The following is a 25021-nucleotide window of genomic DNA, read 5'->3' on the forward strand; positions in this document are numbered from 1 at the left end:
CTGTAGAAATAACGGAGAAAAGTGCTGCTCTATCTATGCGTATCACACACCTAGTATGAAACGGAATGGCCGGTATTAAGGACATTCCAGAACCACAATCCGTGCGAAAATAGCCAAAGTAAAAAAGCGCCTTCCGAATGAAAGGCGCTTTTCCTATTAGCTCTTGGCAAGCAAATCGCTTGAAGCTTCAACAACCTCGCGGACTGCTTGACGATCATATGTAAGACGGCTTCCATCTCCACATTTGATGACAATCTTGCCCTCATCAATGGAATCAATGATTCCATGAAGACCGCCAATTGTAACGATCTTGTCCCCTTTTTTCAAGTCGTTCTGCATTTGATTGACCGCCTTTTGGCGCTTTTGCTGAGGACGAATTAATAAAAAGTAGAAAATCACAAACATTAAAATTAATGGTATAAATGTTGCTAAATTGCTTCCCATCTAAAAACCTCCCTTCCTATCATGTATTTGTCTTTATTTTAGAAGTTTTTTGCATCTGGCTTATTAAAGCCATATCTTTCAAAAAATTCTTCTCGGAAGTCACCGAGACGATCCTCACGAATCGCTTCGCGGACTTGCTCCATTAATTTTACCAAAAAATAAAGATTATGGTAAGATGTAAGTCTTATTCCGAAGGTTTCATCGCAACGAATTAGGTGGCGAATATAAGCGCGGCTATAATTTCTGCATGTATAGCAATCACAATGCTCATCGATCGGACCAAAATCACGTGCGTACTTGGCATTTTTGACAACAAGTCGTCCATGGCTTGTCATCAATGTACCGTTGCGGGCAATTCTTGTTGGAAGCACGCAATCAAACATATCGATGCCGCGAATGGCTCCATCAATTAGAGAATCTGGAGAACCAACACCCATTAAATAACGTGGTTTATTCGTTGGAAGCAGTGGAGTCGTGAATTCCAGAACCCGATTCATCACCTCTTTAGGCTCCCCAACCGATAATCCTCCAACGGCGTAGCCAGGGAAGTCTAGAGATGTGAGGTCCCTCGCACTTTGCTTGCGAAGCTCCTCATACTCACCACCCTGAACGATTCCAAACAGCCCTTGATCAGTTGGACGGCTATGGGCGTTCAAGCATCTTTCCGCCCAGCGTGACGTTCTTTCAACCGATTTCTTCATATATTCAAAGGATGCTGGATATGGTGGACATTCATCAAAGGCCATCATAATATCAGAGCCAAGGGCATTTTGAATTTCCATCGCTTTTTCTGGAGATAAGAAAAGCTTGTCCCCGTTCAAATGATTGCGGAAGTGAACGCCTTCCTCTTCAATTTTGCGGAATTCGCTTAAGCTAAAAACCTGAAACCCACCGGAATCGGTAAGGATGGCACCGTTCCAATTCATGAACTTATGAAGGCCACCCGCCTCTTTAACGATGTCATGTCCCGGACGAAGCCAAAGATGATAGGTATTGCTTAAGATGATCTTTGCCCCCATGTCAACAAGCTCTTCCGGCGACATTGTTTTTACAGTTGCAAGTGTACCGACAGGCATAAAGATTGGCGTTTCAAACGAGCCATGAGGCGTATGAACACGTCCAAGTCTCGCACCTGTTTGCTTACATGTTTTGATTAATTCATAACGTATTGCTGTCAACTTATATGTACCCTCCCAAACTAAACAAAGACTTCTTCATACGGACTTTGATATTGTACTGCCCCAATACCTACACTTATTTCGATTACCTAAAACTAGAGCGGCATGGATTGAAAAAAATGCCTAAACAATGAGCATCGCATCTCCAAAACTAAAGAAACGATATTTTTCCTTAACGGCTGTCTTGTAAGCATGCAGCACATTCTCTCTACCCGCTAAAGCACTAACCAGCATGATTAAAGTCGACTTTGGCAAATGAAAATTCGTGATCATTCCATCAATCGCCTTAAATTCATAGCCTGGATAGATGAAAATATTGGTCCAACCGCTGTCAGAAACAAACTTACCATCATTGGCCGTTGCAATCGTCTCCAGCGTTCTTGTTGAGGTCGTTCCTACCGTAATAATTCTGCCGCCTTTTTCCCGAACCTCATTAAGCAGCCTCGCTGTTCCTTCGGTTACTTGATAAAATTCCGCATGCATTTCGTGCTCATCTACATCATCCACGCTGACAGGTCGAAAGGTTCCAAGACCCACATGCAGAGTAATGAAAGCAATATGGACACCCATATCCTTCAGTTCTTCCAATAGCTCCTCTGTAAAATGAAGCCCTGCGGTTGGAGCAGCTGCTGAGCCACGCTCCTTTGCGTAGACGGTCTGATATCGGTCCTTATCTTCAAGCTGTTCCTTAATATATGGCGGCAGTGGCATCTCCCCAAGCGACTCTAGCACTTCATAAAAAATGCCCTCGTATTGGAAGGTGAAAATCCGCCCTCCATGGTCTTTTTCACCTACACAGACAGCCGTGAGTCGGCCATCTCCAAAGCGGATCACAGACCCTTCCTTAATTCTTTTAGCAGGCTTTACAAGGGTTTCCCATGTATCACCTTCCACCTGTTTTAAAAGGAGCACCTCAATTTTCGCTCCCGTCTCTTCCTTCTCTCCGAAAAGTCTTGCTGGAAGCACCTTCGTATCATTCAGAACGAGACAATCCCCTGCTCGTAAATAGGCTTTGATATTTTTAAAAATATCATGTTCCAGCTTACCCGTTTCCTTGTCTAATACCATGAGTCTACTGCTTGTGCGGTCCTTCAGTGGTGTCTGCGCAATCAATTCCTCTGGCAAATCAAAATCAAATAAGTCTACCTTCAATGATGTCACCCGCTTAGCGAAATTTTCCGATAAAATAAAAGATTAACGAAAGGACTATACTTAGTAGTATGGAAGTGACAATAGGAAAATAAAAGGTTGCATTTCCCTTCTTGAACACAATATCCCCAGGAAGCTTTCCAATAGGAATGAATTGCATCAGAAAACCAATCATAAATGTGATGGCTCCGATTATCATCAGAAGCTTAGGAATGCCTGTCATGGCCCGGCACCTCCATTTGAAAATGGCGATATACGAGGTCAGTCACTACTCGTCCTCTAGGTGTTCTTTGTAAAAAGCCAATCTGCAATAAAAAGGGCTCATACACATCCTCAATGGTCGTGGATTCTTCCCCGATGCTAGCTGCAATCGTATCCAAACCGACAGGGCCTCCACGAAATCTTTCAATGATCCCTTTTAATAATTTATGGTCAATATGATCTAAGCCTAAACGATCGACCTGAAGTAATTCCAATGCTTCCTGTGCCAAAAGGAAATCAATCGCTCCATCCCCGCGAACTTGAGCATAATCTCTCACCCTACGAAGCAAACGATTGGCGATTCTCGGCGTTCCTCTCGATCGCTTAGCAATTTCTGTGGCAGCGGCAGATTCAATATGAATAGCAAACAGCTCAGCCGTTCGAACCACTATCTCCTTCAGCTGCTCCTCACGATAATACTCCAATCTGCTTAATACTCCAAATCGATCCCTTAGCGGTGCCGATAAAGAGCCCGCTCTTGTAGTGGCACCGACCAATGTGAACGGGGGAAGATCCAAGCGAACCGCTCGGGCGCTTGGTCCCTTTCCGATCACGATATCTAGGCAAAAGTCTTCCATTGCTGGATAAAGGACCTCTTCTATCGCCCGTGGAAGACGGTGAATTTCATCAATGAAAAGAACATCGCCAGGCTCAAGCGCTGTTAGGATCGCTGCCAGATCCCCGGGCCGTTCGATCGCTGGACCCGCAGTTGTTCGGATATTGACCCCCATCTCATTGGCAATAATCGCAGCTAGAGTTGTTTTTCCAAGACCAGGTGGGCCGTATAAAAGAACATGGTCCAATGTTTCCTGCCGGAGCTTAGCCGCTTCAATAAAAATCCCTAAGTTTTCCTTTACCTTATCTTGCCCTATGTACTGCTTTAAAGTTTGAGGACGTAGGCTTTGTTCGAGTGATAGTTCCCCAGTATCAGCCTCGCCTGAAACGATCCGTTCCTCCACCGATTTCACCCCTTTATCTTAACAATTTTTGTAAGGCTTTCTTAATATATTGATCCGTCGTTAAGCTTTCCTTCTGCAGGTCTGGCGTAATCTTCTTAATTTCCTTATCAGAATAGCCCAATGCTTGCAATGCCAGAAGCGCTTCCTCAAGCTCTTGATTAGAAGATGTGGACGGCACTCTTTGGCCTTTTTCCGGAGAAAATAAGTCTGGGAAAAAATCTGGGACCACATTCTGAAGCTTGCCCTTCAGATCCAAGATCATTTGCCTTGCTGTCTTTTTACCGACCCCTGGAAACTTAATCAGGAAGCTCTCATCTTCATTTTCGATCGCATCAACGACCTGCTCTGGCTCACCCGAAGCGAGGATCGCAAGCGCTCCCTTGGGACCAATTCCCGATACATTTAAGAGCTTTGTAAAAAGCGTCTTCTCCTGCCGTGTCTGAAATCCATAGAGCGCCATGGCATCCTGACGCACATAATGGTAGGTATACACCTTCACTTCATTTTCTAAGTCTTTCGAATAAATAAATGGATTCGGGGTTTGAATTTGAAATCCAACTCCGCTTGTTTCTACGACAATATACTCTGGTCCAACAAAATCGACCTTCCCCTGAATAAACTCAAACAATCGTATTTCTCTCCTCTAATTTGCTGTAACTCATTGTAACATACAATCGGAATCCCATAAAGAAATCGACCTGTCTCGACATTCATATATAACACCAAAAAATGAACCGCAGCCAGTACGGTTCATTTCTCTAATTTTCTTCTTTTTCTTCTAATGTGTAATTTTTAAAGGTCTCTAATACTTCTACATAATGATCCTTATTTTTTATTGGGATCCCTTTTTTCAATTCTTCATGTCTTTTGCTCTCAAGCTTGCCCATGTCTAGCTGAAAAAAGGTATGAATAATTTTAGAAGGATGGGGTTTGCCATTAAATATCGTTAGCGTCCCGTCACCCGTTATCCCAAAATAGCCATTCGCTTTCAATAGCGGGGAAATATCATCGACATACTTCCTAAATACAACCCTTTTTTCTTCCATATCAATTAACTGCCAGTTATCGTATTTTGCCCAGAAATCCTCCATCGACAGGATCGTTTCCTTGACAATTTCTTGACTAAACTCCCCATCTAGATACCATCTTTCAAGCACGACCTCAACCTCAATCGGCTCGAATGTATCCATTTTTTCTATATTTTCTATTTGGGCATCGACATTTGTCTGAATAAATAACAAAGGCAGAAAAAGAAATACACCCATCATAACAGACCTATTGTTATTCACATTGGTCACCTCATTTAAAGGGTTAATTGTTTAAATATACCAAGCATTGTCCAGTAGTATTGTGACCAATCCTAACAAATATTATCCAAAGTAAAAGAAAAAAAAGAAGAGCAGGGGTATGCTCTTCTACCTATTCAAATTATTTCCCGTATTTTTGATCTGTCTAAACATATTTCCAAGATCCTTATCTAGTTTGTACCATTGCTCCCCACTCCTAAGAGAATTATCTATTGAGCGAATTTGATTATAGCTGCTCTCATTCGTCACAATAGTGAGGGATTTTCCCTTTAAATGGGGATCAACGGCATCGCGAATCGCTGCTTTTGTTTCGTGCTCACGTCTTGGATCCTCGAGTACCGCACCAATCAGCACATGATCCTTGTGGACAACGGTACGAGCATCACCGACATTAACGACAGAATTAGCTGTATGACTAATTTTCTTGGCTAAATTACCATCATAGGCAGTGTAATATCCACTCTTCGCTCTCCCATTATTGTCATTGAGATGACCATGATAATTTTGGTCACTTCTACTAAATAAAGTATCAATATTTCCCCTTCCCTGTGGGGCTGCTTGATTATTAATGCCCCTCAGGCCATTATTTTGTCCCTCTCCGCCAAATGTATGGTCCATCATTTCTGTTAAAGGACCATCGTTATCCTGATTCAGCCAATTGGCGTTTCCTCCACTTTTCTCATGATTCTCATTCGAGTAATATCCCATTGGGACAACATTATTTTTCCTGCCATTATTTGCGCCTTCATTGTTCCCACAGGCCACTAAGCCAATGGACAGGAAAATCATAGCTGGAAGTACGATACGTTTTGTTCGCATCCTTTTGGACCTCCTACGCCAAAATAAGAGCATCTTAAACAAATGCTCACTATTAGAGTGTGAGGGGAGCTAATAATTCATCCTGTCAGTTGCGCCCAAATCTGTCAACCATTAAAAATTTGTTCCCTCGTGGGATGCTACATCGTTAATTTTCTTATTTCTTTAAAAAAGCTCTTTCTCTCAGCAAATTGTCCCACTGTCAACTCCATTACAGGCCTTACTCGAACAGGATTATGATATTGTCTTTCCCGAATGAGTCGATTCCATTCCCGGAAAATATCCGTAGGGAAAGCCAAGCCATACAAGAATTTTTTATCGTTTAAAAAAGGACGGATAACCTCCAATTCAGATAAGCCCTCGAAGGACCAATCTAAGAAAGGCAGGATTCGATTGGCATATTGGAGATAATCCTGACTTTGTTCCCCTATGCTGATCAAATCAAAATCGATGAGATAAAGCGTTCCGTCCACTGAACGAAGAAAATTATGATGTGCAACATCGCCATGCAATATGATTGTTGATTCTGGGTTGCTTGGAGGAGTAGCTTCAAGATGTTCCAATGACCAATTTGCCCAGCTCATATATTCTTCGATTATTTCCTTTTGGACAAAAAATTCTATAACTGGGATATTCTTGATGAAGCTAGCGTTTCTCTTTTTCCATTTTTCCAGTGGCTGATGCTGTGCCAGTTCGGTTGCATAACGATTCACTAGCATTCCTGTTGTTTCGTGATATTTTTGCAAAAGAGTCAAGCCCTCTGCTCTATTTGTCCTTTCAAGAAAAGTAAATGTGTTAGTAGATGGAGGGATGTATTCCATTATTCCATAGTACCTATTCTCGAAAGACAATGGGCTTTGTGCCGCTAGAGCTTGAAACGAATAGGTATTGGAAAAGCCCGCCTTCTTCAAATCAGCTGTGAACATTTCCTGTAGCCTAAGCTTAGAGGGTGAAGAAAATCCTTTTAGAATATAAGGTTTATGGTTAACAGCTGTTTCAATCAAAAATACATGATTTCTTAGGGGCATGATGCGATGTATGCGGATATCAAATTGGTCGTTCAAAAAAGAGAGGAGACGCTTTATAAAAAAGGCGTCTCCTTGTACATTAGTCTTCATTGTCATTACTATAATTTGACATTCCGCCCATTCCATAACCGCCCCCATACGGACCGTATGGATTCATATATGGGGGATTTGGAAATTGCTGAACCTGAGGAGGAGTGTACACATGGGTCAGCCCTGGCCCTTGAACTCCTGGGGATGGAGCAAATCCTCCTGCTTCAGCAGCACCTTGGTCTTGTGGAGCTCCTTCCCCAAAAGCACCTGGTAAGGCCGGAGCGAATCCATCGGGACCTCCTGGAAAGCCTCTATACATACTTGGATCATAACCACCTACCATGCCAGGTCCATATGCACCTGGTGCGGCTCCACCATAGCCATCATACATGCCCGGACCGTAAGCACCTGGCATCCCTGCACCGTATGCTCCTGGCATGGCCCCACCATAGCCATCGTACATGCCCGGACCAAAGGCTCCCGGCATTCCTGTTCCATAGCCACCTACCATAGCTGGATCGTAAGCTCCTGCCATCCCGGGTCCATATGTTCCCACCATATGCGAACCACAGCCACAATCTTCAGCTACCCCCTGAACCATTGGAGGTGGCTGGTTGCCGGCCATTGGCATTTGATGTGGAAGATTCCCCGGCCATTCGGGAGTTTCCATTACTTCAGCTACCCCTTGAACCTCTGGCATCATAGGGGCACCCGTAAATGCTGGAATTGGTCCGGGTCCTGGTAAAACTGGGGATACAGGGAATAATGGAGCTGGATACGGTGGACATGGATTAGGTGGACATGGATAGGCTCCCTGCATGACTGGTGCAACCATTTCTGGCATCTGAGGCATCTGAGGCATTTGCGGCATATTTGGCATATTTGGCATGTTTGGCATATTCGGCATGTTTGGCATATTTGGCATATTCGGATGTTCAGCTACCCCCATTACACCCGGCATGAAGGATGAGGATTCATCATCATAGTAAGAATGCCCCATTTCAACGCCAGGCATCGCTCCGTAATTCATAGGAGGATACATGGCTCCTTGTACCTGTGGAAATGCTTGCTGCGGGGAATACCCAGATCCTGGTAAAACTGATGACGCAGGATAAAGATTTGGATAGTAAGGATTCATTTGTTCTTCAGCTCCTCCTTTTATTGGTTTAATTGGTTTAATTGGTTTTTGCTCCTCAAATGCGGCGGGTTCTAGTGCTTTTGCCTTTGGAATTTGAACTGGCTTCGGTGGGAGCTGTGGTTGCTTAATCGGTTGCATTTTGGGTTGCTCAATTGGCTTGATCGGTTGCTTTATTGGTTGCTCAATAGGCTTAATTGGTTGCTTTATTGGTTGCTTTATTGGTTGCTGTTCAACCTGCATATTCGCCATGTTCATCATATAGTAGTTGTTAATATCAATTTCTGAGACGATCGGTTTAGGCATTTTTGGAACTTGAGGGATGGGAGCCTCCTTTTTTGGCATTTCCTTTGGTTTTTCCTTCACAATCGGTTGTTCCTTTAATTTTGCACCCATGTGTCCTTCTTTTATTACGGTACCACTACCTGTTGGGACTTTTATTTTCATTCCGGGCATAATCATATCTGGATTGCTGAGCTGGGAATTCATCTTTTTCAGCTCTTCAAAATTCACGCCATATTTTTTAGCGATTTTCCAAAGAGTGTCCCCTTTCTGTACGATATGGATCTTCACTCTGGCTTCCCTCCTATGCAAATGTCCATATATTCTATGACAGAGTAGGCAAATTGCTATTCATCTTCAAAAAAACTTATGCATTTCTTGGAAGAATTATGATAAGGGAATATTCGGTCAAGCAATACTAGACCTGGAAGGGAGTCGACCAATTTAGAGAAGTAGGATAAAATTTATTTATGAATTTCCTGTTCGAGAAAGGTGTGACTGTGAATGAAAGGGAAGAAAATACTTGGGGATGAAAGAAGAGAGCTCATCCTCGATTGGTTGAAGTCCAGTGGCCAACCGATAACTGGCAGTGACCTAGCGGCGAAAACAAATGTCAGCAGACAGGTGATTGTCAGTGATATTACGCTGCTCAAGGCCAAAAATGAACCCATTATTGCAACGAGCCAGGGCTATTTATATATGAGTAATCCAGTCAAAAGAATCGAAAGAATTGTTGCCTGCACTCACAAGCCAGAGCAGACGGAAGAGGAATTATTGCTACTCGTCAACCTTGGTGTCACGGTTCTAGATGTTAAAATTGAGCATGCTGTCTATGGAGATTTGACCGCTTCTATTATGGTTTCAAATCCGAAAGAGGTTCAGCAATTTATTGACAAAATTCACTCTACTAATGCTTCCTATCTTTCAGAACTGACGAACGGCGTCCATCTACATACCCTTTCTGCCGCCTCTGAGGAAGTGTTGGATAAGGCGGAAGAAGCCCTGAGGAGAAATGGATTTCTAATTGAGTAGCCATGAAAAAAGTAAGGACACCATTATGGAATCCTTACTTTTTTTTGATTTGAAAATATGGATAGCTTCCCAACACATCAACTGAACAGCCAAGCGCTTCCAGTTCAGCAATGGCTCCTGGAATCAGGACCTCATCCATGCTCATCTCTATATCGATAATGAAAAAATAATTTCCAAGTCCTGTTTTTGTGGGACGAGATTCGATTTTGGAAAGGTTCAATTTTCTCCAAGCGAACGCTGATAAGACCTGATGAAGAGCTCCAGAACGATCATCCGCCGGTAAAGTAACCATAAGTGTTGTTTTATTACCCGCAACCTCCAATGGTTGATCGTCCAATTTTAACGGCTTATTCGCCAAAACGACAAAACGAGTATGATTAAAATCAAAGTCATGAATATTCTCTTTTGCAATGGCAAGCCCATATTCTTTCGCTGCTAGCTCGTTCGCAATGGCGGCCGCTCTTTCTTGAGGATTTTCACGGACATATTTTGCGGCTGCTGCTGTCGATGTCACACTTACTCTCGGAATGCCCTTACACTTGTGATGAAGGAATTTGTGGCATTGAGCGATGGCATGGGAATGGCTATAGATCGCCTCAATATTCTCCCAATCATCCTGATGATTTGGATGGACGAGCAGATGCTGTTTGATTGGGGCAGTAATTTCCGCCATTATTGGCAGCTTCATTTCGTGAATTAAATAATCTAATGTGATATTCACAGAACCCTCTAGCGCATTCTCTAATGGCACCACACAGACATCCACTTCATCTTTCATGACGGCTTCCAAGCAATCTGGAATCGTGATATAAGGGATCCCTTCATCATTGGGAAATAGCTCACGAACAGCAATATCAGTAAATGTCGCCCTAGGACCTAAGAAAGCAATTTTCATTTTAGTCTCCTCCCCAATTAAGAAAAACTCGCCCCTAAAGGCGAGAGAAAAATATTATGCTCCTGACCCAAGTACCTCTACATTTTCAACAAATTCAAGCTTTCGTAGATTGCTGAGAAGTTCATTAATCTCAATTGTCATTGCTGTCACATTTAAGGAGAGGGTAACCTGTGCACGTCCTTGAAGCGGAATCGTTTGATGGATCGTCAGAACATTGCAGCCTGCAGATGCGACGACACCTAATAACTGTGATAAGGTTCCTGAGCGGTCCTCTAAATGAAAAAATAGCGTAATTAACTTTTCTTTCACAATCGTGTGGAAAGGGAAGACAGTGTCTCGATATTTATAATAAGCACTGCGGCTCAAGTTCACCTCTTGAACGGCATCCCAAACCGATTCTACCTTTTTCCGCTCAATCATTTCCTTTGCATCAAGCGTCTTTTTCATCGCTTCAGGCAAAACATCCTCACGAACTAAATAGAATTTTTTATCTAATTTTTCCTTGCTCATTTTCTCCACACCCCATTAGAAAAGCGTCAAGCTGTCGAAACTCAAACTTCTTGCCTAATCTACAAACTCAAATTCATAATCCAACAGCTTCACCGTATCTCCGTTATTAATTCCTCTTTCGCGAAGAGCATCGTCAACACCCATTCCTCTTAGCTGTCGAGCGAAGCGGCGCACCGATTCATCTCTAGAAAAGTCGGTCATCTTAAATAGGCGCTCAACCGCATCTCCTGAAACGACGAAGCTTCCATCTGGATCTCGAGTAATGACAAATTCCTTTTGCTCTGCTTCATGCTTGTATAGGACACGATTGACTTCCGTCTCTTCCTCATGAACAAGAGGGAACTCTGGCGTTTGTTCAATTTTATCGGCGATCGCAAAGAGGAGATCCCTCAATCCTTTTCTCGTAATAGCGGAAACAGGAAAAATCGGATAATCCTCTTCAAGCTGTGACTTGAATTTTTCCAGATTTTCCTCGGCTCCCGGCATGTCCATTTTATTAGCGACAATGATTTGCGGTCTTTCCGTTAGCCTTAGGTTATATTCCTGCAATTCATGATTAATGGTCTTGTAATCCTCGAATGGCTCTCTTCCTTCGATCGCTGCCATATCAATGACATGAACAATGACTCTTGTTCTTTCGATATGTCTGAGGAACTGATGTCCAAGCCCGACTCCCGAATGGGCTCCCTCAATGAGACCCGGCAAGTCTGCCATGACAAAGCTTCGGCCATCTTCGGTTTCTACCATTCCTAGATTGGGAACAATCGTCGTAAAATGATAGTCCGCAATTTTCGGCTTGGCGGCGGAAACTACAGATAGAAGAGTTGATTTTCCTACACTCGGAAAGCCGACGAGTCCGACATCAGCTAATAGTTTCAGCTCAAGCACAACTTCTCTTTCTAGTCCTGGCTCACCATGCTCAGACAGCTCTGGTGCCGGGTTTGCTGGAGTGGCAAATCTCGAGTTTCCTCGTCCTCCTCTTCCCCCTCTCGCAATAACGGCTCGTTGGCCATGCTCGGTTAAATCGGCAATGACTTCCTTCGTTTCAGCGTCCGTTACAACCGTGCCAGGGGGAACCTTGACAATCATATCCTTCGCATTTTTTCCATGCTGATTTTTCGACATGCCGTGCTCACCACGTGGCGCCTTAAAATGACGCTTATAGCGGAAATCCATGAGGGTTCTTAAGCCTTCCTCTACCTCAAAAACCACGTCTGCACCATTACCGCCATCGCCACCGGCTGGGCCACCCTTTGGCACATATTTTTCACGGCGGAATGCAACCATCCCGTTGCCTCCATCGCCGCCTTTGACGTATATTTTGACCTGATCTACAAACATTTCCATTCCTCCCGTTTGTCAATGGTTTGATTTATTGAATAGCGCTCATATGTAAGGGAAGAACACTTCAAGTGAGAGCTCCTGCTCCGTAAGTTCTATTATTTTCCGTTTGAAAGCTGCTGGTCTCTGCAGGAATGTACGTATGTTCTCTCTGCCAGTTATTATTCCTCTAAAATCAAAAAAGAAACCAAGCCCTGTCTCTTGTATATCAATGGTAATCGATAAATGATTTTCATGAAATTCTTTGCTGGATTGTTGCAGTTCTATTAAAAATGCGCGGGTCCAACTCGCTAAAAGTTCATCTTGAATGCTTTGATTGGTTTCCCCTTCCAGAACCTCAAACTCAAGGTGAATGGAGTGACTCTCCCAGTTGTATGTTAGAAGCAGAGCCGCAAATTGAGGAAGATGAAGATTGGATAATTTTGATTCCTGTTTCGATTCATAGACGATCTCATCAATGATTTCTTTGACCCGCTCCATTTTGTTAAGTGCGAGATTCCCTTTTATTAATTGAATTTTGTTCAGCCAATCATGCCTAGCATGACTTAATAGCTCCACCGTACTCCATTCTTTACTCATACTCGCTCTCCTAATCGATATATAGACATAGTATATCAAAAATAGGTGTGGGGGGAAGCAAATTTGTTGAAAAAGGGTGCTTAATCTTGTTGTACTAAGCCGTAATTTGAGTAGTATTTAGGTGAGTTTCAATATATCGGTCAATAATATGGGGTTATCGGTCGTTATTTAGATATTTCGGTCAAAAAGTCAACTTTATCGGTCGTTTCTCTATTATATCGGTCAAACTTGGCCAAATATCGGTCAAACCCGCTAAAAGTCAAAAAAAACTCTAACCAAAGCGGTTAGAGTTTTTAAAAGACTTATGCCTCTTGAGCTACTGGGTAAACGCTCACTTGCTTCTTGTCACGTCCAAGGCGTTCGAACTTGACAACACCGTCCACTTTCGCGAATAGTGTATCGTCGCCACCTTTACCAACGTTCACTCCTGGATAAATCTTAGTTCCACGTTGACGGTAAAGGATAGAACCACCAGTTACAAATTGACCGTCTGCACGCTTAGCACCAAGGCGCTTTGCGATAGAGTCACGACCGTTCTTTGTAGAACCTACTCCCTTTTTAGAAGCGAAAAACTGAAGATCTAATCTTAACATTTGTTCCACCTCCTACTTTTTGAAGGTTATTTTTATATATTTTCCGTAATCTCTTTCAATCGTCTGTAAGCTCACGATCATCCCTTCAAGCAATAGCTGAACCTTCTCTTGTACGTCCTCCGGGAGATTTTCCGGAATGACGCAGCGGAGAAAGCCATCTTCTCCTTGCTCGATTTCTGGCTGTACTCCTGTTAACGCAATAATGGAATTTACCGCGCCGAAGGAAATAGCAGAGGCTCCTGCACACACGATATCATTACCGTGATTCGCAAAGAGGGCATGACCTGACATCGTAAACGATCTAACTCGTCCAGTTTCAGTACGATAAATCGTTGTCTCGATCATCTGAATCCGCCTTACGCGTTGATTTTTTCAATCACAACTTTTGTGTATGGCTGACGATGACCTTGCTTCTTGTGATAGTTTTTCTTCGCTTTGTATTTGAATACGATGATCTTCTTCGCACGGCCTTGTTTTTCAACTTTAGCTGTAACAGAAGCACCTTCAACTACTGGGCTACCAACTTTAACATTGTCACCACCAACGAATAAAACCTTATCAAATGTAACTGTTTCGCCTGCTTCAGCGTTAAGCTTCTCAATGTAGATTGCTTGACCTTCTTCTACTTTGATTTGCTTACCACCAGTTTCGATAATTGCGTACATGAACTGCACCTCCTCTTAGACTCAGACTCGCCATCCTAGGTGTATTGCTACAACAATCAACAATCAACAATCACTTCATAACCTATTCTGTGCGGTTGTAGCACGGGTGCGCTACAAACATAACATCAAAATATTATCATAGAGAAAGGCTAGTGTCAATATCATTTCGGTCCTTATCTTTTTCATTGGTACCTGGTACCGCCCGTGGACAAAATGCCAAAAATGTCCGTGTGGAGTGGACACTCGACCTTAATCGGCTCTGCCTTTGATGTCCGCCAAATTGCCGATTTGTCTAATAGCATAAAACGGCTTTGATGCTTCTTTCACGGAGAAATAGAGCTTCAAGCCAATAATTTCTTCAAGTCTGCGCTGATGAACTTTTTGCTCTCCTATTAAGATGTCCTTCACTTCATCGGTTGTCTCAATCAGGATCGCCTCTTCTGCATTTCCCCTCTGTTCGAGGAGCTCCCGCTCAAGCTGGAAGGCAATGGTCTCCGCGCTCAATACCTTCCCCGTCCCCTCACATATCTTACAGGTGCTCGTTAATGTTTCAGAAATAGAAACCTTCTGTTTTTTTCGCGTCATTTGTAAAACACCGAGGGAAGTATAACCAACAATTCTTGTTCTTTTCTCATCAAAGCCAAGTGTAGCTTCAAGTTTCCTTTGTACCCTATTCCGGTCTTCAACATTCTTCATGTCGATAAAGTCGACCAAGATCATCCCAGATAAATCCCGCAAGCGAATCTGACGGGCAATTTCCTCCGCTGCCAATTGATTGGTTTTTAAGACCGTGTCGTGCCGCTCCTGTTTTCCAGAAAACTTGCCAGTATTCACATCGATAATCGTCAGCGCTTCCGCCTCATCAAAAACCAAATAAGCGCCATTCTCAAGCCAAACCACTCTCTTCAAGAGGTTTTCAGGCTCATATTCTATCTGATAGGTGGAAAAAATATTCTCCTTTGCTTGATGAAACAAAATTTCAATTTGTTCATTCTGATTGATGAGAAGAAGCTCATTCTTCATTTCCAGCGTATCGACGATAACCTGTCCAGAAGCCATTTTCCTCATGTCTTCAGTCAAACGATCTAAAAATGAATTTTTCTCAAAAATCAAACCTGGTTTTTTCATTGACTTAGCAGTGTGCATGATCTGTTCATATTGCCCTCGCAACCAAACTAGCTCAGCCAATACATCCTTCTCATCTTGCCCAATACAGGCCGTTCTAAATAGAATTCCTTCCTCCTTCAGCCTATGGGCATACCCAAACTGACGCCACTTCTCCCTTACATCTGAGTCCTCGATTTTTTTCGAAACTGCTACACTGCCCCCTTTCGGAGAATACACGAGCATTTCCCCAGGAAATTCCACCATTCCCGTCAGCCTTGGACCCTTGTCACCTGTCGCATCCTTTTCCACCTGCACGAGAATACGCTCTCCTTGATGCAGATAGGATGATATGCTTTTATCCTCTCTTTTAGCCGCAAAAGAAGGCAGCTTATCTCGATGCAGAAACCCATTCTTTTCAAGCCCGATATTGATAAAAGCAGCATTCAACCCTGGAAGAATCTTTTCGACAACGCCAAAATAGATTCCTCCAACGATTGATTGCTGCTCGGGCTGCTCGATCACAAGCTTTTCAAGCCTATTATTTTTTAATAATGCATATCTTTTTTCTCTTCCCATTACGTTAACAACTAATGTATTCAAAAAAATAACCCCTCACCTATTCACTCTCTATTATTATCCTCTATCAATAAAGGTAGAGCAAATCTCCAACCTTTGCCGTTAATTGTTTTTCAGCAAAGTAGGCGTGAAGGAGTTCATTTTCATCTAGGATTCCCGTTTCCTTTCCATCCTTTTCAATAATGATCGGGTGCTTACAGCCGCGCTGAAATTGCTCCAATACATGAATGACCAAGTCATCCTCCTCAACCACCAAGGGCTTTAATGTGCGAAGTTCATTTGAATTCCCATAATATCGCTCCATTAAAAAACGAAGAAAGACATAGCGGCTCTGCTTCCATTCATAATATAACGTGAATAGAATAAATGCGATAACAATCCAAACATTCAAATTCATTGGCTCGATTAATAGGATACAAAATGCAAAAATAGACACAGCGAAAATCGAAAGGCTTAAGGTTCTTTGAAAAGCTTTTGGAAACGATTCCCTTAAACTAAGCCATAAAAAGAGAATTTTCCCACCATCCAACGGCCAGATCGGAAGCATGTTAAAAATAAAAATCATTAAATTGTATTGAATAAAGAGCGAGTAAATATACTCCGACATGAGGTTCAACTGATATAGACCACTCCCCACCACGATTAGCCATACATGCTGAACGGGGCCAGCTAAGGTGACAATGGCTTCCTCTTTAAGGGGACGGTTTCCGTGCTCATCCATTTCCGCAACTCCACCAAAAGGAAGGAGGGAGATTTTTTTTAGCCTCCACGAAAAAAAAGATGCTGCGACCGCATGTCCCATTTCATGAATGAAAATTAAAAATAGCAGGAGGGATAATTCAATAAAGTGTGCAGTCGCAACAGCAATAGCCATAACAACCCATAATAATGGATGAATATATATTTTTTTCATGAGCGAAAGAAAGTTAGTCAAATTGGATCACCTGAATCGGGTCAATAAAGTCATCCCCTTTTTTAATGGCAAAATAAAATGTTCCTTTCGTGCCGTCGCCAGCGTCGGATGCCACTCCCACACTAGCCCCTTTCTTAACAAACTCATAAAGATTCACATCAATGGATGCGAGATTCCCGTACCAGGTCTCGCTTTTATCGGCATGCTGAATGATCACCGTTTTGCCGAAGCCTTCCTCTTCTCCAACAAAACGGACACGCCCCTCACTCATGGCAGCAACCGCTGCGTCCTTTTCCGTTTCTATCGTGATTTTTTGCCCGTTTTCACCAAAATCCTCTAAAATCCTTGCAGCAGCAGGAAGGGCATATTCTTGATTCAAATTCGGTTCGTTCTCTTCCTTTTGATTGGTTGGAAGAAGGGCAAGAGGCTTTCCAAATTGATTCTCATACCAATCTGCCACAGCCGTAAATTGAAAATCCTGCTCCATCGATTTGGTAACAAAGCTCTTTATTGGCTGCAAAGAATCTGAGCCACTTCGAAAAATAATCGCCAGCACAAGCACCAAGCAAGCAGAGCCCAAAATCTTAAAAAGAAAAACCTCTTTATTGAAAAGGGGGTGGCCGCTATCTCCCGGCCCACCTTCATAGGAAGATACTTTTTCGAATCCATATCTTTCTTCGTCTTCCACGATCATCATTTGATTATGATGAAGGTTTTTGGAAAGTCTTTCTCTTTCACGCTTGCGCTTGGCTATTCTCCTTCTAATATCATCCCTACTAGACATGCATACCCACCAATCCCTTTAACCTTTTTGTACAAGTCTATGAGTTGTCCACCGTAGATATGACAAAGAAGAATAGCGGCTGAAGATTTGTTTTTGGGCTGATCACTGTCCACCCCATACGGACAAAATTAGCAAAATGTCCACGAGCGGTACCAGGTACCATTTTCAGAAAACAAAAAAACCGAGGATTTTCTCCCCGGTTGTTTATTTTACTCCAAAGAACTTTTTTAGTTTTGAAAAGACGCCTCTTTGCTCCTCGTCAAGGGGCTGGAGTGGCACAGATTCCCCTAGAATACGACGGGCAATATTGCGGTAGGCAATAGAAGCCTTGCTGTTCGGATTTAGGGCAATAGGCTCTCCGTGATTGGAAGCCTTGATCACTTCGTCGTCGTCTGCGACAATCCCGATTAAATCGATCGAAAGATGTGTCGTGATTTCATCCACATCGAGCATATCCCCATTTTTCATCATGTGACTGCGAATCCGATTAATTACTAATTTAGGAGGTTCCACATTCTCCTCTTTTTCTAACAGACCGATGATTCGATCGGCATCACGTACAGCCGACACCTCAGGTGTGGTCACAACAATCGCCTTATCCGCACCCGCAACAGCATTTCGATAGCCATGCTCAATCCCCGCTGGACAATCGATAATCACATAATCATAGTCCTGCTTCAGGGAATCGACAAGCTCTTTCATTTGCTCAGGAGTAACAGCCGTCTTATCGCTCGTTTGTGCTGCCGGCAATAGATAGAGAAGATCCTCAAAACGCTTGTCCTTTACAAGTGCTTGATGGATTTTGCATCGTCCTTCCACAACATCCACTAAATCATAGATGATGCGGTTTTCAAGACCCATGATAACATCCAAATTTCTTAAACCTATATCTGTGTCTACTAAACAAACTCTTTTTCCTTGAAGGGCCAAAGCTGTACCAATATTCGCAGAAGTGGTTGTCTTTCCAACGCCACCTTTTCCAGATGTAATCACTATTGCTTCTCCCACTTTAGTGTCCCCCTTCCAATCTGTTTAAATTAGGTCTCAGATGCATCAAGACTTGTAATCTATCAATCATTATTTGGCCATTTTCACCTATGTATGCACATTCCATTTCTCTTTTATCATCGTCCAAGAAGACATCAGGTGCTCTCGTAATCACGTCACTAATCCTAATTTGAGAGGGCTTCATAACAGATGCTGAGATAACGGCATCCTGATTACCGTATACCCCTGCATGAGCAATCCCTCTCAATGCTCCCATCACATAAATATTTCCCCCCGCTACCACCTTCCCGCCGGGGTTCACATCGCCAATTAGAAGCAGATCACCCGTAGCCTCGAGCACCTGACCCGAGCGCACAATTCGGGCAACGGAGACGATTTCCTCTTCTTTCATCATCTTCTCTACTTCTGTTTTTGTTAGAACATTCGAATCAATATTGCCAACCACTAAGTTCTTCTCTTGTCGAATTAATGTTCTTAGCTCTTCCTTTTGTTCATCTGTTAAATATCTATTTCCTATTTTGAAGCTCACAGTAATCAGCGGGTAATCCTTATGGACCCGCTGATTCTCCGTAAGCTTATCAAGAAGCTCCTTTTTCAAATCCTCGTAGGAGCATTGATCATCTAAATGCAATATTAATCCATCTTTTGTCCCTTTTATTAGGACATTCTGTGTTTTCTTCATAACAAGATGTTCACCTCGTAAGAACAAGCATGTGAAAGGTATTCGACAAAACTAGCAAAAAGTCCTTTATAAAGATCATTCTTTTCATTTTTCTTTATTCAAGTAAGCGACATATTTTTCTGAAAGTCGCTTTAACGGATATGAAAAGAGAATAATAAATGTCAGATTCAAGATGAGAGTGGGTAACAATCGATATTGTGCATAGAACGAAAAGCTCATATCGGTCTTGTTAATTAAGAAGTTCATCTCATAAACCCCAAGCTCAAGGAGCGCGACCCCGAGCAGTGAGATGATCGAAACAACGACAATATTTGTTTGAAGGATTCTCATGATTTTTGCACAAATATAAGCGATTAAGGGAAATAAGAATAAATAGATGCCAAGAACTTCTGTGTAGACAACATCAAATAATAGTCCAAAGGACAATCCATATAGTATCCCCTGTTTCGAATCGCCATACAAGGTCAAAAATAGTATCGCAATGATTAAGAAGTGCGGAACAAGAATACGTTCACCATGAAAAACTTCTGCAGGTAAGGACTGAACAAAAATACTTTCAAAAATAAAAATGAATATGAATAAAAGAGGAAGAAGAAATTTTTTCACAGTTCCTCCTCCTCATCATCAATCATATCGCTTAAGTCAGGCTGAGCCATTTCCCTTTTGACAACCATCACATTTCGAATGTCATAAAAGTTTGCTCCAGGCTTCACATAGGCGGTTTGATTTAAACCAAATTCATCTGGCTCGACATCAACCACCTTCCCAATCGGCAATCCTTCAGGAAAAATCCCTCCTAAACCAGAGGTAATGACAGTTTGACCCTTTTCTATTTTGGCATCAAATGGAATCCTTTTTAGCTTCAATAATTCCCGTTCCTCATCATAGCCTTCAATTGTCCCATAGAACGATTCTTTCCCTGCCTCTTTCCCTTGGATTTCGGCGGAAATCCGATTCGTCGGGTCCAGAGCACTCAAAAGCTGAACCGTTGAGGTAAATTGCTGTGTGCTTTTTACCTTGCCGATTAATCCGTTCGCTGTGACAACCGCCATATTGGCCTTGATGCCATTCACTTTTCCCTTATTAATAATGAGAAGCTCATGCCAGCGGTCAGGATTTCTACCGATCACCGTCGCTTGAATTGGGGAATAATCTCTCAACGTTTCCTTTTTATCCAAGATTTCTCTAAGCTCGTCATTTTCCTTTGTTAACTGCTGAACATCTGCCTCAAGCTTCGCCATTTCATCTAATCGGGATTTGAGCTCCTTATTTTCGGAATATGTATTCTGCAGATCCTTTAGGTCTGCAAATATTCCTGACACATAGCTTTGTGGCTTCGCAAATACATTTTGAATCCATCCGGTCGTATCCTTCAAGAATTGCTCAGGCACGGTTAGTTCTTCTCGGTCTCTTAACGAAAATCCAATTAATGCCACGAGAATAATAATACTGATAAGCAAAAAAATCAGGCGTTTATTCAAAAAGAACTGTGGCACTCGTTACACCTCATTTATAACAAAATTAATGGCCCATCCTGTTGATAGAAGCTGCTTCATTGAAGAGTTAAAGCAGGCATCGATACTATTTTCATAGAGCCGCCTACAAATAAATTGAAAAAAGAGGGAGGAGACCTAAAGCGGCCGCCTCTTTCTTAGCGGGATTCCTTTGCCCGATTTTTGAACAAATTGATATTATCCAATGCTTTACCAGTACCAATAGCCACACAATCAAGAGGATTCTCTGCAATCAAGACTGGCATATTGGTTTCTTCACTAATCACCTTATCCAGATTTCGAAGGAGCGCACCGCCACCTGTTAAGACAATGCCACGATCCATAATATCAGCCGCAAGCTCTGGAGGAGTCTTCTCCAATGTTGCCTTAACCCCATCAACAATGGCATCGACTGTATCTCCAAGCGCCTTAGCAATTTCCTCTGCTGTGATTTCAATGGTCTTAGGGAGCCCCGTTAACAAATCACGACCGCGAATCTCCATGTTCTCAATTCCTTCTGGGTCGCCTGCGCTACCGATCTCCACCTTAATCGCCTCAGATGTTCTGTCACCGATCATAAGATTGTATGTCTTCCTTATGTAATTGACAATCGCATTGTCCATTTCGTCTCCTGCAACACGCACGGATTGACTTGTCACGATTCCTCCAAGTGAAATGATCGCCACCTCTGTCGTGCCTCCACCAATATCAACAACCATACTGCCGGTCGGCTCCCAAACAGGAAGATTGGCACCGATTGCCGCTGCAAATGGCTCCTCGATCGTATAGGCATCCTTTGCACCAGCCTGACGAGTAGCATCGATGACCGCACGCTCTTCAACAGCCGTAATTCCTGACGGTACACATACCATGACATACGGCTTGCTTGAGAAAATGCCGCTCGTTTTCACAGCTTGTTTGATGAAATGCTTCATCATCGTAGCTGTCGTCTCATAATCTGCAATTACGCCATCCTTCATCGGTCTTAGCGCCACCACATTGCCAGGTGTTCGCCCGATCATATTTTTGGCATCATTTCCAACCGCAACGATATCCTTTGTATCCGTTTGTAGCGCCACAACGGAAGGCTCGCGAACAACGACTCCTTTTCCCTTCACATACACAAGCGTGTTCGCCGTTCCTAAATCTATCCCAAGGTCTTTTGTTCCCATTCCAAACATAGCTGTATCTCCCTTTCTAGAACAAATCGTAAAAGCATCAAGTGCTCATATTAGAGTAGTTTCCATGCATCATTCAAACAAATTCATTTCCATCATGAACCGGTCCAAAATCACAAACTATATTATAGCCTAACGATGTTCAAAATCATAGTGTAATCCATTCTTATTATAAGGTTACGGTCAGAAATTTTCATTCCAAAAGCTATTGTCCCTATTAAGCATTTTGTGTAGCAAAGTCATTTCTCTTTTTTACAAATATCCTTTTTCCTTCAGACTGACGAACTTATTTTCCCCGATGATGACATGATCCAAAAGTTCAATGCCAAGGATTTTCCCAGATTCCACGAGGCGTTTGGTCACCTCGATATCCTCTCGACTAGGCGCTGGGTCTCCGCTAGGGTGGTTATGAAAGCAAATAACAGATGCAGCCGAACGCCGGAGGGCCTCTTTAAATACCTCGCGGGGATGAACGATCGAAGCATTTAGACTCCCGATAAACACCGTTTTCTTATGCAGGACTTGATTCTTTGTATTCAAATAGAGGCAGACAAAATGCTCCTGAGCCAAGAATCTCATGTCGTTCATGACATAGTTGGCACCATCTTCCGGGGTACGAATAACATAGCGGTCATCGTAGGTTAGGTTTGAGATTCTTCTACCAATTTCAACAGCGGCGAGTACTTGTATAGCTTTTGCTTTTCCAATCCCTTTTATAGCCGTTATTTCATCTAAGGTAGCATCTTTTAATAATCTTAAGCCCTCAAAATTCGTTAGAAGACGATTTGAAAGCTGTAGGACCGATTCTTCCTTTGTTCCTGTTCTTAATAAAATGGCAATTAATTCATGATTGGATAGACTTTCTGGGCCATTTTGCTCGAACCTTTCCCTGGGCCGCTCCTCCGCAGGGAAATCTCGAATCATTAATGTTTCTGCTTGCAATCCTTTTCCTCCTTCTCTAAATGAGCTCTAGGAGGTTAAAAGGGAAGTTGAAACCCTAGCTTTTTTAATTCTCGAATGGTCTTTGATAGAGGCAAGCCTACAACCGAATAGTAGTCTCCGTTAATTCTTTTTACTAGCAATCTTCCATACCCTTGTATTCCATAGGCTCCTGCCTTATCTAAGGGCTCTTTGGTGTCAACATAGCTTAGAATTTCATCCGCAGTTAACTCCCAAAACTCAACATCCGTTTTTTCAAAAAAATGAGTGTGTTCTGTTGGGGAAATAATTGTTACACCCGTATAGACTGCATGGGTACGTCCCGATAAGCTCTCAAGCATCGCTACCGCTTCTTGCTCAGATTTGGGCTTCCCGAGAACTTGTCCATCTGCGACAACGATCGTGTCAGAACCAATGACATAGGCAGATGGATGCTGTTTTGCAACATACTGGGCTTTTCTCCGTGCCAACTCCATGACAATTTCTTCAGGGGTCCATTCAGATTGAAAGGACTCATCAACATCACTGCTGGAGACTTCAAATGTTAAATGTAGACTTTCAAGAAGTTCTTTTCGTCGTGGAGAAGAAGAGGCTAAAATGAGGGTCTGCATGAAATCACCTAACCTTACTATTTGTTTCAAAAAGGAGATACATCTCCATCGTAACAAATATTCCCCTAACAGACAATTTCCAATTGAATTTTTTCTCACTTCGCAAACTTTTTCGTCCTAGAATAAGACGATCTTCATGACTGAAAGGTTTCGCCAAATATAAATATCAAATTCCCTTTTCTCTCTACCAGAGATGGACAAATTTAGATAAATGTTCACTAGCGGCACCCGCTGATCACTGACCATAGAGGTACCACCTGAAAAAGAGCCTGCTTAACGATGAACAGACTCCTGATTTTAAGATTGGCTATCTTCATTTCAAAGTAGAGACTTATTTCCCAGAAAATAATTGTTTTTAAGAGAATATTTGACAACAGAATCTATAATGCGTGATAGATGGCTAGAAAATTCAGCAAATGCTGTTGAATTTTCGTGAGGAGCTTCGCATCTTTTTTGTCGTTGTAGCTGTTAATAGCGGCGACGGCTTGCTCAAGCTCTGTTTTTAATTCTTGAAGAGCTTTGTTTTCTATCCCTTTTATCCCTTTCCATGTTTCGAATTGAGTCGTAAGGGAGGCGACTGCATCAGCAGGAATCGCACTAGAAAGGCTTGCAGTTGCACTGATATTGGCAAGAGTTTGATAAAAGTCAGGGGCTTGTTCGAGCAGTTTCTTTTCTGAATCATTTAGCTTTTGAATTGTGCCACCACCGAAGCTAGATTCCTTTGCATAGGTCTCAATCCCGATTCCTTTTAGCTTTTCTCCTATGGATTTTGCATTAGGAAGATTATCAGCAATTCCCACAAACAAATACGCTTTTTCATCCATTTCCATTATCTTGGTTGGAATACCGAGGTTGGTAATAGTAGCAGATTCCGAGGTAGCTGCTTCAACATTGGAAAATACCCCACCCTGAATGATGTAACCCGTTATGGCTGGCAATTCAAGAGAGGTTACGTCTGCCCCAGCAGCCTGCTCAGAATTTGGTTCTTCTACAGCTGGAGATTTATCAACCTCTAGTATTTTGTCGGAAATCACCATCTTCAACAGCAAAATTCCAAAGCTAGAGCCTATTACAACAGCGAGAAAAACCGTTAAGAAAACAGAAGGGAGCATGCTCTTTTTATTTGAAGTTTTCTTACCATTTGAAAATGGCTGATAGCTTTTTCCCTTACTTACTTTCTTTTTATTAGGGATTTTGTATTCTATCCATTCTTCCGTATCTTCCAGCTCAGGTAGAATCCAATCAAATTCATCCTCATCTTGCGCCTCTTGACCTGCAGCTGCCTCTTTTACGGAAATAGGTTCGATATTCCGATAGCGAGTCTCCTCGATTTCAGGTTTTTCAGGTTTTCTCCCTTTATCGTGGGATCGTTCATTCCCGTTAATTTTAATGGTGATCGTTTTATGATTTCCTGGCTTCTCCAAAGCTTGTCCTCCTTCCAGGTCGAATGCAGGTTTTCATCAACCATAGCATAAAGACAAAAAAAAATAACAAGACTTTTGTCGTCTTGTTATAGAGATTTTCGT

30 protein-coding genes and 1 other annotated feature are annotated in these 25021 nt (G+C 42.5%); of the genes, 1 reads left to right on the plus strand and 29 read right to left on the minus strand.

Features of this window, described 5'->3' with window-relative positions; genetic code table 11:
• Positions 1-156 precede the first annotated feature (156 nt).
• The 10 genes from yajC to safA form a co-directional block, all read right to left on the minus strand.
• The gene (yajC, locus tag J2S07_RS11830) at positions 157-444 is read right to left on the minus strand and encodes a preprotein translocase subunit YajC (RefSeq protein ID WP_307150612.1); all 288 of its coding nucleotides are present in this window, start codon (positions 442-444) and stop codon (positions 157-159) included.
• A gap of 38 nt (positions 445-482) precedes the next feature.
• Positions 483-1622, minus strand: a complete 1140-nt coding sequence (gene tgt / locus J2S07_RS11835; RefSeq protein ID WP_307150613.1) for a tRNA guanosine(34) transglycosylase Tgt — start codon at positions 1620-1622, stop codon at positions 483-485.
• 123 nt (positions 1623-1745) lie between these two features.
• Positions 1746-2774 (minus strand): tRNA preQ1(34) S-adenosylmethionine ribosyltransferase-isomerase QueA, encoded by a 1029-nt coding sequence (gene queA, locus J2S07_RS11840; protein WP_307150614.1) that lies wholly within the window; start codon positions 2772-2774, stop codon positions 1746-1748.
• A 13-nt stretch (positions 2775-2787) separates the two neighbouring features.
• On the minus strand, positions 2788-2994 hold the full coding sequence (locus tag J2S07_RS11845) for a DUF2905 domain-containing protein (RefSeq protein ID WP_307150615.1): 207 nt from the start codon (positions 2992-2994) through the stop codon (positions 2788-2790).
• On the minus strand, positions 2978-3991 hold the full coding sequence (gene ruvB, locus J2S07_RS11850) for a Holliday junction branch migration DNA helicase RuvB (protein WP_307150616.1): 1014 nt from the start codon (positions 3989-3991) through the stop codon (positions 2978-2980). The genes J2S07_RS11845 and ruvB overlap by 17 nt, the downstream gene beginning before the upstream one ends.
• A gap of 13 nt (positions 3992-4004) precedes the next feature.
• A complete protein-coding gene (gene ruvA / locus J2S07_RS11855; protein WP_307150617.1) occupies positions 4005-4619 on the minus strand; it encodes a Holliday junction branch migration protein RuvA in 615 nt (204 codons plus the stop codon).
• A gap of 130 nt (positions 4620-4749) precedes the next feature.
• Complete coding sequence (locus J2S07_RS11860; RefSeq protein WP_307150618.1) at positions 4750-5280, minus strand: intercompartmental signaling factor BofC; 531 nt, start codon at positions 5278-5280, stop codon at positions 4750-4752.
• Positions 5281-5406: 126 nt separating this feature from the next.
• Positions 5407-6117: a YhcN/YlaJ family sporulation lipoprotein gene (locus J2S07_RS11865; RefSeq protein WP_307150619.1), complete on the minus strand. Its 711-nt coding sequence runs from the start codon at positions 6115-6117 to the stop codon at positions 5407-5409.
• 137 nt (positions 6118-6254) lie between these two features.
• Positions 6255-7268: a phosphotransferase gene (locus J2S07_RS11870; protein ID WP_307150620.1), complete on the minus strand. Its 1014-nt coding sequence runs from the start codon at positions 7266-7268 to the stop codon at positions 6255-6257.
• Entirely contained in the window at positions 7222-8880 is a 1659-nt protein-coding gene (gene safA / locus J2S07_RS11875; protein ID WP_307150621.1) for a SafA/ExsA family spore coat assembly protein, read from the minus strand. Before safA ends, J2S07_RS11870 begins: the two co-directional genes overlap by 47 nt.
• A gap of 213 nt (positions 8881-9093) precedes the next feature.
• Between safA and J2S07_RS11880 the strand changes: the two genes are divergently transcribed.
• Positions 9094-9621 carry a transcription repressor NadR gene (locus tag J2S07_RS11880; RefSeq protein WP_307150622.1) on the plus strand — a complete coding sequence of 176 codons (528 nt, stop codon included), beginning with the start codon at positions 9094-9096 and terminating at the stop codon, positions 9619-9621.
• Positions 9622-9655: 34 nt separating this feature from the next.
• Here the strand turns inward: J2S07_RS11880 and pheA are convergent, their stop codons facing one another.
• From pheA to J2S07_RS11975, 19 genes are all read right to left on the minus strand, one after another.
• Positions 9656-10516: a prephenate dehydratase gene (pheA, locus tag J2S07_RS11885; protein WP_307150623.1), complete on the minus strand. Its 861-nt coding sequence runs from the start codon at positions 10514-10516 to the stop codon at positions 9656-9658.
• A gap of 54 nt (positions 10517-10570) precedes the next feature.
• Complete coding sequence (gene thrR / locus J2S07_RS11890) at positions 10571-11026, minus strand: transcriptional regulator ThrR (protein ID WP_307150624.1); 456 nt, start codon at positions 11024-11026, stop codon at positions 10571-10573.
• Between the two features lie 54 nt (positions 11027-11080).
• Positions 11081-12367 carry a GTPase ObgE gene (obgE, locus tag J2S07_RS11895; protein WP_307150625.1) on the minus strand — a complete coding sequence of 429 codons (1287 nt, stop codon included), beginning with the start codon at positions 12365-12367 and terminating at the stop codon, positions 11081-11083.
• A gap of 45 nt (positions 12368-12412) precedes the next feature.
• On the minus strand, positions 12413-12946 hold the full coding sequence (locus J2S07_RS11900; protein WP_307150626.1) for a sporulation initiation phosphotransferase B: 534 nt from the start codon (positions 12944-12946) through the stop codon (positions 12413-12415).
• Between the two features lie 302 nt (positions 12947-13248).
• On the minus strand, positions 13249-13539 hold the full coding sequence (gene rpmA, locus J2S07_RS11905; RefSeq protein WP_307150627.1) for a 50S ribosomal protein L27: 291 nt from the start codon (positions 13537-13539) through the stop codon (positions 13249-13251).
• Positions 13540-13551: 12 nt separating this feature from the next.
• Positions 13552-13884, minus strand: a complete 333-nt coding sequence (locus J2S07_RS11910; protein ID WP_307150628.1) for a ribosomal-processing cysteine protease Prp — start codon at positions 13882-13884, stop codon at positions 13552-13554.
• An 11-nt stretch (positions 13885-13895) separates the two neighbouring features.
• On the minus strand, positions 13896-14204 hold the full coding sequence (gene rplU, locus J2S07_RS11915; protein ID WP_307150629.1) for a 50S ribosomal protein L21: 309 nt from the start codon (positions 14202-14204) through the stop codon (positions 13896-13898).
• A 13-nt stretch (positions 14205-14217) separates the two neighbouring features.
• Positions 14218-14311: a sequence feature (ribosomal protein L21 leader region), on the minus strand.
• Positions 14312-14453: 142 nt separating this feature from the next.
• Positions 14454-15911, minus strand: coding sequence for an Rne/Rng family ribonuclease (locus J2S07_RS11920; RefSeq protein ID WP_307150630.1), 1458 nt, complete (start codon positions 15909-15911; stop codon positions 14454-14456).
• Between the two features lie 43 nt (positions 15912-15954).
• Positions 15955-16821: a M50 family metallopeptidase gene (locus J2S07_RS11925; protein ID WP_307150631.1), complete on the minus strand. Its 867-nt coding sequence runs from the start codon at positions 16819-16821 to the stop codon at positions 15955-15957.
• A complete protein-coding gene (locus tag J2S07_RS11930; protein WP_307150632.1) occupies positions 16814-17584 on the minus strand; it encodes a M23 family metallopeptidase in 771 nt (256 codons plus the stop codon). Before J2S07_RS11930 ends, J2S07_RS11925 begins: the two co-directional genes overlap by 8 nt.
• A 204-nt stretch (positions 17585-17788) precedes the next feature.
• On the minus strand, positions 17789-18592 hold the full coding sequence (gene minD, locus J2S07_RS11935) for a septum site-determining protein MinD (RefSeq protein WP_307150633.1): 804 nt from the start codon (positions 18590-18592) through the stop codon (positions 17789-17791).
• Position 18593: 1 nt separating this feature from the next.
• Positions 18594-19274 (minus strand): septum site-determining protein MinC, encoded by a 681-nt coding sequence (minC, locus tag J2S07_RS11940; protein ID WP_307150634.1) that lies wholly within the window; start codon positions 19272-19274, stop codon positions 18594-18596.
• Between the two features lie 84 nt (positions 19275-19358).
• Positions 19359-19880 carry a rod shape-determining protein MreD gene (gene mreD / locus J2S07_RS11945; protein ID WP_307150635.1) on the minus strand — a complete coding sequence of 174 codons (522 nt, stop codon included), beginning with the start codon at positions 19878-19880 and terminating at the stop codon, positions 19359-19361.
• Positions 19877-20770, minus strand: a complete 894-nt coding sequence (mreC, locus tag J2S07_RS11950; protein WP_307150636.1) for a rod shape-determining protein MreC — start codon at positions 20768-20770, stop codon at positions 19877-19879. The genes mreD and mreC overlap by 4 nt, the downstream gene beginning before the upstream one ends.
• A gap of 155 nt (positions 20771-20925) precedes the next feature.
• Positions 20926-21948: a rod shape-determining protein gene (locus tag J2S07_RS11955; protein WP_307150637.1), complete on the minus strand. Its 1023-nt coding sequence runs from the start codon at positions 21946-21948 to the stop codon at positions 20926-20928.
• 249 nt (positions 21949-22197) lie between these two features.
• On the minus strand, positions 22198-22869 hold the full coding sequence (gene radC / locus J2S07_RS11960) for a RadC family protein (protein WP_370872819.1): 672 nt from the start codon (positions 22867-22869) through the stop codon (positions 22198-22200).
• A gap of 53 nt (positions 22870-22922) precedes the next feature.
• Positions 22923-23495 carry a Maf family protein gene (locus J2S07_RS11965; protein WP_307150690.1) on the minus strand — a complete coding sequence of 191 codons (573 nt, stop codon included), beginning with the start codon at positions 23493-23495 and terminating at the stop codon, positions 22923-22925.
• Between the two features lie 117 nt (positions 23496-23612).
• Positions 23613-23741, minus strand: a complete 129-nt coding sequence (locus tag J2S07_RS11970) for a hypothetical protein (RefSeq protein ID WP_307150639.1) — start codon at positions 23739-23741, stop codon at positions 23613-23615.
• A 134-nt stretch (positions 23742-23875) separates the two neighbouring features.
• Entirely contained in the window at positions 23876-24919 is a 1044-nt protein-coding gene (locus J2S07_RS11975; RefSeq protein WP_307150640.1) for a hypothetical protein, read from the minus strand.
• Positions 24920-25021 lie beyond the last annotated feature (102 nt).

It is taken from the genome of Anoxybacillus andreesenii (genome assembly GCF_030813005.1).
Taxonomy (GTDB): domain Bacteria; phylum Bacillota; class Bacilli; order Bacillales; family Cytobacillaceae; genus Robertmurraya; species Robertmurraya andreesenii.

Coding starts and splice junctions, on each gene's coding strand:
- yajC (WP_307150612.1), bottom strand. CDS start 444: ATGGGAAGCAATTTAGCAACATTTATACCATTAATTTTAATGTTTGTG.
- J2S07_RS11845 (WP_307150615.1), bottom strand. CDS start 2,994: ATGACAGGCATTCCTAAGCTTCTGATGATAATCGGAGCCATCACATTT.
- J2S07_RS11865 (WP_307150619.1), bottom strand. CDS start 6,117: ATGCGAACAAAACGTATCGTACTTCCAGCTATGATTTTCCTGTCCATT.
- J2S07_RS11870 (WP_307150620.1), bottom strand. CDS start 7,268: ATGGAATGGGCGGAATGTCAAATTATAGTAATGACAATGAAGACTAAT.
- J2S07_RS11880 (WP_307150622.1), top strand. CDS start 9,094: ATGAAAGGGAAGAAAATACTTGGGGATGAAAGAAGAGAGCTCATCCTC.
- pheA (WP_307150623.1), bottom strand. CDS start 10,516: ATGAAAATTGCTTTCTTAGGTCCTAGGGCGACATTTACTGATATTGCT.
- thrR (WP_307150624.1), bottom strand. CDS start 11,026: ATGAGCAAGGAAAAATTAGATAAAAAATTCTATTTAGTTCGTGAGGAT.
- obgE (WP_307150625.1), bottom strand. CDS start 12,367: ATGTTTGTAGATCAGGTCAAAATATACGTCAAAGGCGGCGATGGAGGC.
- J2S07_RS11900 (WP_307150626.1), bottom strand. CDS start 12,946: ATGAGTAAAGAATGGAGTACGGTGGAGCTATTAAGTCATGCTAGGCAT.
- rpmA (WP_307150627.1), bottom strand. CDS start 13,539: ATGTTAAGATTAGATCTTCAGTTTTTCGCTTCTAAAAAGGGAGTAGGT.
- J2S07_RS11910 (WP_307150628.1), bottom strand. CDS start 13,884: ATGATCGAGACAACGATTTATCGTACTGAAACTGGACGAGTTAGATCG.
- rplU (WP_307150629.1), bottom strand. CDS start 14,204: ATGTACGCAATTATCGAAACTGGTGGTAAGCAAATCAAAGTAGAAGAA.
- J2S07_RS11930 (WP_307150632.1), bottom strand. CDS start 17,584: ATGTCTAGTAGGGATGATATTAGAAGGAGAATAGCCAAGCGCAAGCGT.
- minC (WP_307150634.1), bottom strand. CDS start 19,274: ATGAAGAAAACACAGAATGTCCTAATAAAAGGGACAAAAGATGGATTA.
- J2S07_RS11955 (WP_307150637.1), bottom strand. CDS start 21,948: ATGTTTGGAATGGGAACAAAAGACCTTGGGATAGATTTAGGAACGGCG.
- radC (WP_370872819.1), bottom strand. CDS start 22,869: ATGATTCGAGATTTCCCTGCGGAGGAGCGGCCCAGGGAAAGGTTCGAG.
- J2S07_RS11965 (WP_307150690.1), bottom strand. CDS start 23,495: ATGCAGACCCTCATTTTAGCCTCTTCTTCTCCACGACGAAAAGAACTT.
- J2S07_RS11970 (WP_307150639.1), bottom strand. CDS start 23,741: ATGGTCAGTGATCAGCGGGTGCCGCTAGTGAACATTTATCTAAATTTG.